Annotated in this window: 12 protein-coding genes; 9 read left to right on the top strand and 3 right to left on the bottom strand. The window is 46.1% G+C overall.

The window, feature by feature from the left end; genetic code table 11:
• Nucleotides 1-16: 16 nt before the first annotated feature.
• The gene (locus AC060N_RS15515) at nucleotides 17-766 is read left to right on the top strand and encodes a sulfite exporter TauE/SafE family protein (protein ID WP_479524614.1); all 750 of its coding nucleotides are present in this window, start codon (nucleotides 17-19) and stop codon (nucleotides 764-766) included.
• Nucleotides 767-841: 75 nt separating this feature from the next.
• Here the strand turns inward: AC060N_RS15515 and tsaD are convergent, their stop codons facing one another.
• Nucleotides 842-1,882, bottom strand: a complete 1,041-nt coding sequence (tsaD, locus tag AC060N_RS15510; RefSeq protein ID WP_479524613.1) for a tRNA (adenosine(37)-N6)-threonylcarbamoyltransferase complex transferase subunit TsaD — start codon at nucleotides 1,880-1,882, stop codon at nucleotides 842-844.
• Between the two features lie 162 nt (nucleotides 1,883-2,044).
• On the opposite strand from tsaD, the gene AC060N_RS15505 reads away from it, so the two are divergent.
• The 6 genes from AC060N_RS15505 to malQ all read left to right on the top strand — a co-directional run bounded on the left by AC060N_RS15505 (nucleotide 2,045) and on the right by malQ (nucleotide 11,381).
• A complete protein-coding gene (locus AC060N_RS15505) occupies nucleotides 2,045-6,529 on the top strand; it encodes a translocation/assembly module TamB domain-containing protein (protein ID WP_479524612.1) in 4,485 nt (1,494 codons plus the stop codon).
• A gap of 87 nt (nucleotides 6,530-6,616) precedes the next feature.
• Nucleotides 6,617-7,321 carry a MotA/TolQ/ExbB proton channel family protein gene (locus AC060N_RS15500; protein WP_106541765.1) on the top strand — a complete coding sequence of 235 codons (705 nt, stop codon included), beginning with the start codon at nucleotides 6,617-6,619 and terminating at the stop codon, nucleotides 7,319-7,321.
• A gap of 12 nt (nucleotides 7,322-7,333) precedes the next feature.
• Nucleotides 7,334-7,747: an ExbD/TolR family protein gene (locus AC060N_RS15495; RefSeq protein WP_463228591.1), complete on the top strand. Its 414-nt coding sequence runs from the start codon at nucleotides 7,334-7,336 to the stop codon at nucleotides 7,745-7,747.
• An 8-nt stretch (nucleotides 7,748-7,755) separates the two neighbouring features.
• A complete protein-coding gene (locus tag AC060N_RS15490; RefSeq protein ID WP_479524611.1) occupies nucleotides 7,756-8,724 on the top strand; it encodes a hypothetical protein in 969 nt (322 codons plus the stop codon).
• A gap of 312 nt (nucleotides 8,725-9,036) precedes the next feature.
• The gene (locus AC060N_RS15485) at nucleotides 9,037-9,705 is read left to right on the top strand and encodes a hypothetical protein (protein ID WP_106541762.1); all 669 of its coding nucleotides are present in this window, start codon (nucleotides 9,037-9,039) and stop codon (nucleotides 9,703-9,705) included.
• A gap of 197 nt (nucleotides 9,706-9,902) precedes the next feature.
• A complete protein-coding gene (gene malQ, locus AC060N_RS15480) occupies nucleotides 9,903-11,381 on the top strand; it encodes a 4-alpha-glucanotransferase (RefSeq protein WP_479524610.1) in 1,479 nt (492 codons plus the stop codon).
• Here the strand turns inward: malQ and AC060N_RS15475 are convergent.
• Entirely contained in the window at nucleotides 11,358-12,176 is an 819-nt protein-coding gene (locus AC060N_RS15475) for an alpha/beta fold hydrolase (protein WP_479524609.1), read from the bottom strand. The two genes, malQ and AC060N_RS15475, sit on opposite strands and share 24 nt — an antisense overlap.
• A gap of 3 nt (nucleotides 12,177-12,179) precedes the next feature.
• Entirely contained in the window at nucleotides 12,180-12,893 is a 714-nt protein-coding gene (locus tag AC060N_RS15470; protein ID WP_479524608.1) for a pyridoxine 5'-phosphate synthase, read from the bottom strand.
• A gap of 71 nt (nucleotides 12,894-12,964) precedes the next feature.
• Here AC060N_RS15470 and AC060N_RS15465 point away from each other — a divergent pair, with 71 nt between their 5' ends.
• Both AC060N_RS15465 and AC060N_RS15460 read left to right on the top strand, forming a co-directional pair.
• Nucleotides 12,965-13,633: a CBS domain-containing protein gene (locus tag AC060N_RS15465; RefSeq protein ID WP_170108899.1), complete on the top strand. Its 669-nt coding sequence runs from the start codon at nucleotides 12,965-12,967 to the stop codon at nucleotides 13,631-13,633.
• Nucleotides 13,634-13,648: 15 nt separating this feature from the next.
• Nucleotides 13,649-14,527 carry an NAD kinase gene (locus AC060N_RS15460; RefSeq protein WP_106541757.1) on the top strand — a complete coding sequence of 293 codons (879 nt, stop codon included), beginning with the start codon at nucleotides 13,649-13,651 and terminating at the stop codon, nucleotides 14,525-14,527.
• The last annotated feature ends 17 nt before the right edge of the window (nucleotides 14,528-14,544 follow it).

Here is a 14,544-nt window from a genome sequence, read left to right as displayed (position 1 = left end):
AAACAGCCCCTTTTTTATGGAATGGTATCTAATCGCAGGTTTAATTGGTGTTGGTTTTCTGGCCGGATTCGTGAATACGCTAGCGGGCGGCGGCTCCATGTTGACTCTTCCGATGCTGATGTTTCTGGGACTTCCGGCAGGTGTAGCTAACGGAACTAACCGTGTTGCCATTTTGCTGCAGAATATTGCCGGAGTAAAAACCTTTCGCGATAACCAGGCTTTCAAGATGAAAGTTGATTCGAGACTGGCCATTCCGGCGGTCATGGGGGCCATTCCCGGTGCTTTTATAGCAGCTGACTTAAATGAAGAGATCATGCGGCGAGTGATTGCCGTGGTGTTGGGGCTCATGTTTTTCCTGGTACTGCTCAAGCCGAAAACATGGGAAAGAAGCATGACCGCAGACCCGGAACGGCCCGTTTGGTGGCAATACCTGGTTTTCTTTTTCATCGGAATGTACGGCGGTTTTATCCAGGTAGGAACCGGATTTTTATTGTTGGCCGGTTTGGTGATGGGAAGCGGTTACGATTTGGTTCGTGGTAATGCCGTGAAAAAATGGATTATCCTGTTGTATACTCCTTTTGCACTGGCCGTTTTCTTTTTCAATCACCAAGTGGATTTGAAAGCCGGTTTGATTCTGGCCATCGGCAATATGCTGGGAGCGGTAGTCGGCGCTAAGTTTGCGGTGAGCTGGGGCCCCAAAGTGGTCAAGTATTTCCTTTTGTTGGCCCTTGTCGTAGTGACCTTGAAGTTATTCAATGTCTTCTGATTTTTCTTCCCGGAAGGAAAAAAGAAAACCCGGCAGATGATACCGGGCTTCGCAACTCGTATTTCCTTGATTCGATCAATCGTTATTGATGACCATTCGGGCGAAGGGGGCGACGTCCTGACCCACAAATTCTCCTTTCACATATTTGTAATAACCGGTAATGGCAATCATGGCTGCATTGTCGGTCGTGTAGTCAAATTTGGGGATGTGCAGTTTCCAATCGCGTTTCTCCGCTTCCTTTTGCAAGGCTTCGCGTAAGCCGCTGTTGGCCGAAACACCTCCGGCCACGGCAATCTCCTTGATACCGGTTTCTTTGGCGGCCCTTTTTAGTTTTGCCATCAACACTTTGATGATGGTATGCTGAATGGAAGAGCAAATGTCAGATTTGTTCTCCTCGATGAAATCCGGATTGTCTTTTATGTTGTCACGAATGAAATAGAGGAAGGATGTTTTCAGTCCACTGAAACTGTAGTCCAGTCCGGGAATTTTCGGTTCGGAAAATTTGAACGCTTCTGGATTTCCCTCCTTGGCCAGCTTGTCAATCAATGGTCCTCCCGGGTACGGAAGACCTATCACTTTGGCACATTTGTCGAAAGCTTCGCCAGCTGCATCGTCGATGGTTTGTCCAATAACCTCCATGTCGAGGTAGTCGCGCACAATGATGATTTGCGAGTTTCCACCGGAAACCAGCAGGCACAGAAATGGGAACTGCGGTTGAGACTCATCATTTTCATTTTCTTTAATGAAATGTGCCAGCACGTGTCCCTGCAAGTGATTAATTTCGATGAGCGGGATACCGGAAGCCAGGGCAAAGCCTTTGGCAAACGATGTTCCAACCAGTAAAGAACCCAACAATCCGGGGCCACGCGTAAATGCGATGGCAGAAATTTCATCGCGACTGATTTTTGCTTTCTTAATAGCTTGGTCTACAACGGGAATAATGTTCTGTTGATGAGCACGTGAAGCCAGTTCGGGGACAACTCCGCCGTACGCTTTGTGAACAGCTTGCCCGGCTACTTCGTTACTCTTAATGACACCGTTCTGAATGACGGCGGCAGAAGTATCATCGCAGGAGGATTCTATACCTAAAATGACAATATTTTCCTGATTATTCATCGTGCTTATTTTCCTTGAAAAATTTGGTGCAGACAGCTATTGAATACTTGGATTGTCTGTTGAAAAAAAACTATTTTTATGTGCCCCAATATTAACATGATTTCCGGAGAGAATGTTTCTTCGTAAAAGCGCAAAAGTATTAAAAAAAGCCATAAAATATTATTGATTGCCTTGCTGGTAGTTGTGTCGTTACCGGTGCTGGCGTATCTCACTTTTCGCTCAAACAAGGTGCAGTTGAGAGTTGTGCAGTGGGTGACGCAGCAGCTCTCGGCCACGCTGAATACGCAGGTGAGTGTGCAGGGCGTTGATATTGCGTTCTTTCACCAGATTGTTCTCGAAGGAGTATTGATTAAAGATCAGGAGAATGATACCCTGATTTATGCCAAAAACGTTAAGGCCGACATCGACAGCATTCGTCCACGACAGCGGATTGTCCATTTCAGCAATCTCTACCTGTGGGATGCACAGGTTAATTTGCGGAAGGACTCGTCGAAGCTGAATCTTCAGTTTTTAATCGACTCGCTTAACGCGATGCCGGCTGATACGGTTCATCCGTGGAAAGTTAGTTTTGACAATATTCATTTGCGGAATTCGCAATTCAAATTCCGGCAGCTTAGTGGTGTAAATCCGCATGAGCATGGCCTGAATTTTCATAACATCGACGTTAATCATCTGAACTTGTCTCTTCTCGATTACCAGGATGCCGATTCGGCCATGTCCTTTCGTGTCGATCATCTTTCCTTTAACGAGAAATCGGGATTTGCGGTGAAGAACATCGCCTTTAATGCCCGGATTGATTCGTCAACATTGAGTGCTACTAATTTCTTCCTGGAAACAGATAGTACAAGGCTGGACGCGGCGGAGTTGCAGTTTAGCCCCCGGACGATTCCGGTCGATTCTACCGAGTTGACTCAAAATGATGAGCTGTATCCTTTCCTTTCGAAGCTGAATAAATACCAGATTAATTCACAGTTTAACGATTCGCGGATTTCGTTGCACGACCTGGCTTATTTTGTGCCCTCGTTGTGGGGAATGGACGCTCCGTTTAACTTTTCGGGACTCGTACGAGGAACCGTTGATAACTTCAAAATCAGGGATTTTAAATTCAGAATCGGAAAGTACACCCGGTTTCAGGCTGACCTCGATATGCAGGGATTGCCCGACTGGCAGAAGACTTACATCTTCTTTAAGTTTTATGACAACACCTTCGATTTCCGTGATTTAGCGGCACTGAAACTGCCGGAAGGAATGAAACCGATTCAGATTCCGAAGCAACTGCTCGACAGTGTTCAGCTAACCTACCGCGGTAACTTTACAGGATTCCCTTCGGACTTTGTGGCTTATGGAACGCTCAACGGCGACCTGGGACAGATTTCCAGCGACGTTGCATTTAAGCCAACCGAGAACGGGAAGGTCGATTTCGAAGGACGGGTGATTACCAAATCCTTCGACTTGGGAAAAGTTCTGAATAATCAATCATTGGGAGCCATATCAATGCGGACGAAACTGAACGGAACCCGCTTTGGCAACGGAAAGTTCAATGCACGTATCCAGGGAATGATTGATAGTTTGTACTACAATAACTACCGCATCCGGTCGATTTACCTGAACGGAAATGCGCGGGAACGTGGTTTCGACGGGGAAATTTATGCTGATGACCCGAACCTGCAATTCTTCTTTTCCGGTAAGGCCGATCTGGAGCCGAAAATTCCTGTTTTCAACTTTACCACTACGGTCGACAAAGCCAACTTGTATGTGCTTGGCCTGGACAAAAAGGTAAAGAACGCGAGTGTTTCATTCGGGCTCGAAGCCAATTTCCGCGGAAGCAATATTGACAACATGAACGGGGAAATTAACTTCGACCAGATAAGCTACACCCGCGACATCGGAACACTGGATTTATCGGGTGTCAACCTGAAGACCGAGAACTCGCCTGAGCATAACTCCATTTCTCTCCGTTCCGATTTTGTTGATTTGGATATGGACGGGAAATACCGTTTCAACGATATTCTTCTTTCGTTCCGCGACTATGTGCAGCATTATTTGCCTTCGGCGAAGTTGCCATTTGCCGGAAAACAGGCAGTTGGGGAGAACAAGTTCCATTTCAATTTGCAGCTCAAAGAATCTGATCAGTTGAGCAAATTCTTCCTTCCCGAATTGGAAGCCAAGCCTCCGGTTCGTATTTCCGGCGATTTCGATTCGGAAAAGCATCTTTTCAATCTGGATGGCTTTGCGCCGGATATTGCATACAAGAACAATGATGTAGAAGGATTATCTGTGCGGGCACGCTCAGATGCTGACAGAACCAGTATCCGTGCGGGCATCAACAAAGTGACGCTGAAAGGGAAGCACGAAATTTACAACCTAACGCTGAACAATACAGCATTCAACGATAGTTTGGCTACGTGGCTGACCTGGAACAATACCGATACAGTGACTTATAGTGGCGAGATCAATACGTTGACAACATTCAGTCGTGATTCGGTAACCGGAAGAAATCACACCGAAGTAGACATTCATCCGACAAAAATATGGGTGGCCGACAGTCTGTGGCAGATAGAACCTTCGCGTTTGACCGTTGATTCAACGCGCTGGATGGTCGATAATTTTCATGTGCACCACGGGCAGGAAATGTTTAAGGTCGATGGAGTGGTTTCCAAAAATCCAAAAGACAAAATCAATCTCTCTTTTGGTAACCTGAAGCTGGGTGATTTTTCTGCTTTGCTCGATACCAGTTTGATGATGAGTGGTACGCTCGACGGTAAAGCCAGTTTCAGCAATCTGTATCGAAAGCTGGTTGTATCGGGAGATTTGGGCATTATGGACCTGATATTTCAGGATACTCCGCTGGGCGACGTTTCCATAAAGAGCAACTGGGACCCTGTGAAACAGAAGGTTGTTTCTTCGTTGAATCTTACATCGAATGGAAAGGACCGGCTTGACATTTCCGGAGCCTACACGCCCGACAGTAACCGCGTGGATTACCTGGCCAAAATAAAAGGTGTTCCACTCCAGATGTTGTATCCGTTTATGGCCAGTTTTGCCGATCAGTTCAGCGGAGAAGGATACGGAAAACTGAGAATGTCGGGAAATCTGGATAAACCCCGTTTCGATGGTGATGTTTTTGTGCAGAGTGGTAAAATCGGGATCGATTACCTGAAGACAAATTACACCTATTCGGATACTGTATTTTTTAGGAATGATTCCATCGTTTTTAACCGGATTTTACTAAAGGACGAGGATAATCACATTGCCCGGTTGGATGGAACGATACGTCACAATCTCTTCAGCGACATGAAATATGACCTGTCGGTTACGACAGCAAATGTTGAAGTACTGAATACGACTGCGCGTGATAATAACCTGTTTTACGGAAAAGCGCATGCATCAGGCGGCGTTAAGATTACCGGTGAAAGACAGCACGTGCGGCTCGATATTTCGTTACGAACCGAACCGGGCACGCAAATATTTATTCCGATGGAGCGACCGGAATCGGCGAGCGAATATGATTTTATCTCGTTCGTCAATTCGGCGAAAACCGACACTGCTCAGCATCTGACCATCAAGAAACCAGAAAATGATTCGGATTTTGAGATGTATATGGATGTAGAAGCAACGCCCAGTGCCAAAGTGCAAATCATCTTCGACTCGACGATTGGAGATGTGATAAAAGGTCAGGGGAACGGAAACCTGCGTTTGGTATACGACCGCGAAGGCAATTTCAGGGTGTATGGCGATTACGTAGTCGAAAAAGGGGATTACCTCTTCACGCTGCAAAATGTCATCAACAAAAAATTCCGGATTGAGCAGGGCGGAACTATCTCGTGGAACGGCGATCCGTATGATGCCGTGGTCAACCTTGATGCGGTATACAAATTGCGCGCATCACTCTACGATTTGTTGCTTAATACAACCAACGAAGGCGATTATTCACGTCGGATTCCGGTAGAGGTAAAAATAAATCTTTCGAAAAAACTTTTTAATCCGGCAGTTAAATTCGATATTGAGTTCCCCACCGCTGATAAACGAACCCGTGATGAAGTTCAGCAGTACATCAGTACGCAGGACGAAATCAACCGACAAATTCTCTCCTTGCTGGTCATGGGGCAGTTCTATACGCCTGAATACCTTCGTGGTAACCAGAATTTTGAAACCACCGGTGCCAGTATGGTCAATGCCACTACTTCGGAAGTATTGTCTAATCAGTTGTCCAATTGGCTTTCGCAGATTAGCAACGATTTCGATATCGGATTCAATTACCGTCCGGGCGACCAGGTGAGTAACCGGGAAATCGAGGTGGCGCTAAGCACCCAGATTCTCGACGACCGGGTGACCATTAATGGTAACATTGGTAACAACGGTAGTTTGCAATCGAGCAATACTAACCAGATTGTTGGGGAAGTGGAGGTATATGTGAATCTCGATAAATCAGGTAAACTGCAATTGAAGGCGTACAACCGCTCCAACGATGACTTGCTGTACGACACCAGCCCGTATACGCAGGGGATTGGTATTTCCTTCCGGGAAGAATTTGATTCTTTCAACGATCTTTTCCGGCGTTATTTCAAGAAAAGTAAGGAGAAAAAGCGCGAACAGGAATTGAAAAAGAAGAAGAGGGAGGCAGCCAAATCATCATCTGACCAGTAAGATTAATAAAGATTCATTATTTTTGCTTTCATCATATTTTCGCGATATTCAAGACATCAAAATCACAACGAAATTACGGTAACACATATGATTAATCTCTTATTCCTCCAAAGTACGGACGCTGCCGCAGATACCGCCAATATGGCCGCTCAGGCAGCACAGGGAGCTATCGAACTGAAGTTTTGGGATCTCGTTCTCAAAGGTGGTTGGATTATGATTCCTATTTTTCTTCTTTCGATTATTGCTGTTTACATTTTTGTGGAGCGTTATTACGCTATAAAAAGAGCCGCAAAAATCGATGACCGTTTCATCGACCAGATAAAAGACAACATTCACAACAGTCGTTTCGACGCAGCGCTGGCGCTCTGTCGTACCAATGAAACACCGGTCGCCCGGATGATTGAAAAAGGAGTGTCGCGCATTGGACGCCCGCTGAACGACGTGAATACCGCTATTGAGAATGTCGGTAACCTCGAAATTTCGAAGCTGGAAAAAGGACTTCCTACGCTGGCCAGTGTTTCCGGAGGCGCCCCTATGTTGGGATTCCTGGGAACTGTCATGGGGATGATTCGGGCATTTTACGATATGTCGAATGCCGGAAGTAACGTGGATGTTTCGTTGCTTTCCAGTGGTATCTACCAGGCCATGGTGACGACCGTTGCCGGATTGATTGTGGGAATTATCGCCTATTTCGCGTACAATATCCTGGTGGCGCGTGTCGAGAAAGTGGTTTTCAAAATGGAGGCAACTACTTCTGAATTTATGGATTTACTGCACGAACCAGCAAAATAAACAAGCATTTTTATGGCATTACGTCGAAGAAATAAAGTGAACGCAGGTTTCAGCATGTCGTCGATGACCGACATTGTATTCCTGTTGCTCATTTTTTTCATGGTCACATCGACCCTGATTAGCCCCAATGCGTTGAAAATGTTGCTTCCGAAGAGCAACAATCAAACCAATGCCAAGCCGCTTACTACGATTTCGATTACAAAAGACCTGAAATATTACGTGAATAATAACGGCCGCCTGGTGAAGGTGAATTTCAGTGAAATTGAGCCCTATCTGCAGGAAACACTGCATGGGAAGAAAGATATCTATATCTCGCTACATGCTGAAAAATCGGTGCCGATTGAGCAGGTAGTGAGAGTGATGAATATTGCCAAACGAAATCATTATAAGATGATTCTGGCGACAAGCCCTGACGAGAACCGGTAAATAAATTTATGTCCAAAATCGGTAAACATAGAAGAGGAATAGTAGGAACCATCCTGTTTCACGGGGTGATTCTGCTGTTGTTGTTATTCTTCGGGTTTATAACCCCGCTTCCGTTACCGGAAGAGAAGGGGATTCTGGTCGATTTTGGAAATTCGCCTACGGGGTCAGGCGCTCGTGAACCTGCCAGAAGAGCGGCGCAGGCTCCGGTCAAAAAAGAGGAAAAGAAGAACGAACCGGCAACTCCTCCGGTTAGTAAGCCGAAAACGCAACCCAAGCCGAAAGCACAGCCCAAATCAACGCCTGATCAGGGAAAAGAAAAGGTGATGACGCAGGATTTTGAAGAATCAGCTGCCGTGAACTCCGGTACGAAGAAGAGCAAAGTTGACGAAGAGAAAAAGAGACAGGAAGAAATAGCGCGCCAAAAGAAAATAGCGGAAGAAAAGGCCCGGCAGGAGGAAATAGAAAGGCAACGACAGGCTGAGTTGGAACGCAAACGCAAAGCTGAAGCCGAACGCAAGAAGAGGGAAGAAGAGCAGCGAAAAATAGCTGAGATCAATTCCAGGGCGCAATCTGCTTTTGGTGGCGGCAAAACCGATAACGGCTCCGACAGCAAGAGTCAGGGCGTGACTTACGGCGGAGGCAATCAGGGAAGTCCCGATGGTACGCCCGGTGTCAACCGCTATGGCAACGGGGGCGGAAGCGGCAATACGTTCAATCTTTCCGGCCGAAGTTTAGTAGGTGGACTACCGAAACCTGACTTTCCCGGAAATGAGGAAGGAACAGTTGTCGTTGAGATTACCGTTGACAAATATGGTAAAGTAACCCAGGCTAATCCTGGTGTAAAAGGCTCCAATACCATCAATCCGTCGCTGCTGGCTGCCGCCAAAAAAGCTGCCTTGTCGGCCCGTTTCAATACCGATAACAACGCCCCTGCTTTCCAAAAAGGAACCATTACTTACCACTTTGTACTCGATTAACTTTCTCTTTTTTAACTTTCTTTATTTTTTATAAGCATTGATTTTGAGGCTTTTTTTCTGTAATTTGTAGACAGTCTTTATAGGTAAAGAACCGACGAAAGAGGTTAAAGGAGAAAAGGGGTAATTCAAAGACAGATTCTTATCTCACACACTTAACCTTCCTAATCCCGCCTTTATGGCAAGTCCTGGCATTTTTGCCACTGTGTTTTCTTACGTGAAACGACCCGTAGTTGAGTTTACTCATTTACCAGGTCGGCGTCACTTTCGCCGGGAGCGAAAGAGCGATTTTTTTACACAAAAAACTTTTTGATTATGGATGTAGGAAGAAATTACCAGTTCAGTGATGCGCAGCTGATTCGGATTGGATCAGAGATCAAAAATCTTCTGCCGTTGTATATGCGGCAGTTGTCGGACCACACACCGGCTATCAACGAAGATTTTTTACTTCATTTTCAACGTACCCTAAAGGAGGCCAAATCAGTGCCTGCAACCGACTCCCTGGACGAAGAAATTAGCCTGATGGAGGAAGAGATTGCAGCGAAGATGGAACATGCATGTATTGTTTTTCGTTCTCTGAGACTATACATTCAGGCTGCTTTTCCGCATGACAGAAGGGTATGGGAACAACTGGGCTTTTGCGATTATCAGCGGGCCAGCACCAACCGCAATCAGATGCTGATGAAGTTGCAGGAATTGCAACGTTTGGTTGAGAAACATCGTGCAGCCCTTCAGGTTGTTCATTGCCCACCTGATTATTATTGGCAGATCAGGGTTCTGAGAGGAGAACTTCAGTCGATGGGACAAAAACTCAATCAACAACAGGTTGAGCAAAAGCGGTTGCAATCACTTCGGTTGGCCCGGATGAACGCATTGTATTCGAAGGTGCTGCTCATCTCTGATGTGGCAAAGAAAGTTTTTACCGATCAGCCACAAGTGATTGATATGTTCAAGTTGCCGAAACAGTTGGCAACAGCAGTATGAAGAAGAAAAAGGGAAATGGAAGAAGAAAAGAGCAGTAAAATGTGCTGCCGATTTTGAGAAATGGTTGTCTTTATTCAGGCAGCCATTTTTTTGTGCCCTTTACATTCAAATCGGAGTGCTGCTCTCTCAATCCTGTAAGGCATCTTTCTTATCTTTGCGGCATTCTGAATGCAATGAGCGGAACATAAATCGTCCCGATGAAACGAGAAAGTGGAATATTACTTCACCCTACCTCCCTGCCGGGAAAATATGGAATGGGTTCCCTGGGAAATTCTTCCCGTTGGTTTGTCGATTGGCTGTCGGAACACGGACAAAGAGTGTGGCAAATCTTGCCGTTGAATCCAACCGGCTTCAATCATTCGCCTTATCAATGTTACTCGGCTTTCGCCGGTAATCCAAACCTCATCGATTTGGACGCACTGGTATCGACTGGTTACCTCGAAAGTGACGATGTAATAACGGCCCCTCATTTTTCCACTCATCGTGTCGATTTTACCGAAGCAATTGGGTTTCGCGAACCACTTCTGCGGAAAGCATTCATCCGTTTCCGGGAAACCGGAGGATTCGGACTTCCGGAGTACATGCAGTTTTGGGATGAGCATGCCTGGTGGCTCGATTCTTACTCTCTTTTTTATGCGTGTCATAAAAATCTGAAAGGGAAAAACTGGGGTTATTGGGAAGATGCTTTGGCAGACCGAAAAGAAGGAGCGCTTCATTTTTATTACCGCCGTTTCCGGGAAGATGTCGAGTATCAGCGATTCCTGCAATTTGTCTTTTTTCAGCAGTGGTTTGCACTAAAGCACTATGCCAACAAAAAAGGAATCGAAATTCTGGGCGATATTCCACTATACGTTTCGTATGACAGCGCTGACGTTTGGGCCAACCAGGACCTGTTTATGCTCGACGAAAAACGAAAGCCGGTAAAGGTTGGCGGTGTTCCACCTGACTATTTCAGCGAAACCGGCCAGCGATGGGGAAATCCGCTATTCAAATGGTACCGACTGAAAGAGCGTGGTTTTGACTGGTGGTTAGCACGCATCCATTTCAATCTGAAAATGTTTGACCGGGTACGCATCGATCATTTTAGAGGATTGGAATCGTTTTGGGCCATTCCTTATGGTGAAAAAACGGCCGTGAAAGGGGAGTGGCTGCCTGCTTTGGGCGACGAATTGTTTCACATTTTGCGCGATCAGCTGGGAAATCTGCCAATTGTTGCCGAGGATTTGGGAACGATTACGGAGGAGGTTCACGCTTTGCGAAAAAAATATGGTTTCCCCGGAATGAAGGTCCTTCAATTCGCTTTCGATAACGGCAGTGATAATGAATACTTGCCGCACAATTACGAAACCGATTTCGTGGTGTATACCGGGACACACGACAACAATACGACACGGGGATGGTGGAAGTCATTAACCACAAACGAAAGACGAAAGGTACTTCCTTATATGCCAAATCCGAAAGAAGAGAAGCATTGGCAACTCATTCGTTTGGCTCTGTCGTCGGTAGCGGAAACCGCCATTATTCCTTTCCAGGATGTATTGGGCCTGAGTGAACAGGCACGCATGAATACACCGGGAACGGTTGACGGAAACTGGAACTGGCGTTTTTCTATACGCGAATTACATCGCAGTCACGGTGAAAAGCTGCTGAAATTAACCCGCCTTTACGCACGATAGAACAGCCTCCAAAAACAGTTTTGGCTGTTCGGCATGCAGCCAGTGGCCTGCATCGGGAATGTCGATAATCCGAGCTTCCGGGTAAATATTCTGAATGCCGGGAATATCTTCGTCGTTGATGTACTTCGATTTCAAGCCGCGGATAAACGTTACCGGGTAGCGAAGAATCGGTTTCCGGTCTTCGAACCATTCCGCATTGACCTCACTGATGATTTTGGGCAGATACTCCTTCAGTACCGGAACATTCAACCTCCATTTGAACTGCCCATCTTTTGTGCGTTTGATGTTCTTCAGTAAAAACTGTCGTAACCCAACTGCATCCAGTTTGGTTGCCAGATATTTGTCAATCTCTTTGCGGCTTTCCACCTGGCTCAAATCCAATTCGTCGAGCAATTCGAGAATGGTTTGATGCATATGGAAATTCGATTTGGTCCGGTCGAGTTCTGTATAATCTTTCGGCGCAATATCAGCAATAATCAAACAGCTCACTTTTTCGGGATAGTCAGCCGCGAAATGCATGGCAACTTTTCCACCCATACTGTGGCCTAAAACAGTGGCCTTGTCCAGATTTTGTTCTTCAAAAAAGCCGGCCACATCCTCGCTCATCGCTTCGAATGTGTGAACATCTGCATTGGGCGAATCACCATGATTACGCAGATTCAACAGATATACCGTGTAGGATTCTGACAGATGTTTTCCAATGGTAAGCCAGTTATCTGATGAGCCGTAAAGCCCATGCAGAATAACCATATTCGGGCCGGAGCCCATTTTTTTATACTTCAGTGAAACACGCATAAATTACCTCAGGCACTCTTTGTATTTTAAAATTGTCAGTTCCAAACCCAGATAAATGGCTTCAGAGATTAGGGCGTGGCCGATGGAAACTTCGAGCAGGCCGGGAATGTTTTGATAGAAGAAACGGAGGTTCTCCAGACTCAAGTCGTGGCCGGCATTGAGTCCCAATTCTGATTCAATCGCCACTTCAGCTGCATGTATAAAAGGCGCGATGGCTTTTTCGGGAGCAGCCGGGAAATCGGTAGCATAAGGCTCGGTATATAACTCAACCCGGTCGGCACCAACCTTGGCAGCTCCTTCAATGAAGCGGGCTTCGGTTCCCACAAACAGCGAAGTACGAATGCCGACCTTTTTGAATTCGCCTACCACTTCCGTCAGAAATTCCTTGTTGTCGAGGGTATTCCATCCGGCATTTGAAGTCACGGCATCCGGCGCGTCGGGTACCAGCGTTACCTGGTGTGGTTTTACTTCCAGCACCAAATCCATGAATTTATCGGAAGGATATCCTTCGATGTTAAACTCGGTGGTAACCAGCGGGCGAAGCTCTCTTACATCGCTGTAGCGGATATGGCGTTCATCCGGACGGGGATGGACGGTAATTCCTTCTGCACCAAATTTTTCACAGTTCATGGCAGCCTCCAAAACGTTAGGAATATTGCCTCCCCGCGAATTTCGTAGTGTTGCTATTTTATTTATATTTACACTTAAGCGTGTCATCTTTTACAGGTATTGATTGAACGCGCAATTTACAATTTAGATTGCAAATGAATAAATAAATATATCATATTGTGACAGCCAGCGAACTCATATCCGACAGTATTCCAACGGTAAGTCTTGAAGAAACAGGACTTAAAGCTCTTAATTTGATGGAGGTGTTCCATGTGAACCATCTTCCGGTAGTGAATGGAGCGGAATATTTTGGTGTGATTTCCGATCAGGACATATATAATGCCGACAATTTTGAGGAGCAGATTGAACAATATGGTATCAATTTTCCACAGCCGCATGTACACCGCAATCAGCATGTTTTCGAGGTAGTGGGTATTGCCTCGCAATGTGGTGTAACCGTTGTTCCGGTACTCGACATGGATCACTCCTACATGGGAGCAATTTCGCAAAGAGAAGCGAACCGGAAGCTGGCCGATTTGGTGGCTGTGAATGAGCCCGGCGGAATTATTGTGCTGGAGTTGTGCAAAACCGATTACTCTCTTTCCCAAATTGCCCAGATTGTGGAAAGCAATGATGCCAAGATACTTAGTTTCTTTGTGAGCCGGCCATCCGAATCGAGCAAGGAGTTGGATGTGACCCTCAAATTGAACAAAATGGATTTGTCGGGTGTCATACAGACATTCACACGGTACGATTACAACATCAAGGCCACATACATGGACGATTCACGCATAAATAATTTGTATGACGATCGGTTCGATCAGTTTATGCGATATCTGAATACTTGAAAATGCCTGCAATTCATGAGAATAGCCATATTCGGTAGAACAATTAATCCGGTTTTTTACGATAGTCTGAAACGTTTGTTCGACATTCTGCATCTACATCATGTAGATGTGGTGATGTATCAGCCCTTCGCTGCCTATCTCTGTAAAGAGGTGAAGTGCGATCCGGCTGTTGCGGGAAGTTTCTCGACGCCGGAAGAGCTGAAAGATGTGGACTTTTTTTTCAGCATCGGCGGAGACGGAACTTTTCTGGAGGGTGTTTCGTTTGTTCGTGACTCGGGAATTCCGATGGTAGGGATCAACAGTGGACGGCTGGGGTTTTTAGCCGACATTGCCCAGGAGGAACTGGAGTATGCCCTTGAGGACCTGTTCGCAGGACGCTATCGTCTGCAAACGCGTTCATTGATACAGCTGGAAGACGATAATGGCACGTTAGCCGATTTTCCGTATGCACTGAATGAATTTACGGTGCATAAACGGGATACTTCGCAAATGATAACCGTTCATACCCAGGTGGGGGATGAGTTCCTGAATTCGTATTGGGCTGATGGATTAATTGTATCTACGCCAACCGGTTCGACGGCTTACTCACTTAGTGTTGGTGGTCCGGTGATACCGCCGGTGGCTTCGAATTTTATCATTAGTCCCATCGCGCCGCACAACCTGAATATCCGGCCGGTGGTTATTCCCGATTATCAGCAAATAGTAATGACTGTTGAAGGAAGAGGTGGTCGTTTTATGACGACGCTCGATTCCCGTTCAGCGGTTTGTGAATCGGGAACGGAAATTCGTTTACGCAAAGCGGATTTTGGTATCAAAGTCCTCAAACTTTTCAACCACAGTTTTTACGGAACGTTGCGCACCAAATTGATGTGGGGTGTCGATCGACGTAACTAAATTCTTTATCCGGTTAA

This window comes from Prolixibacter sp. DSM 2831, from assembly GCF_056493735.1.
Note: the sequence above shows the minus strand (reverse complement) of the source record. Positions and strands in the feature narration are given on the sequence as shown.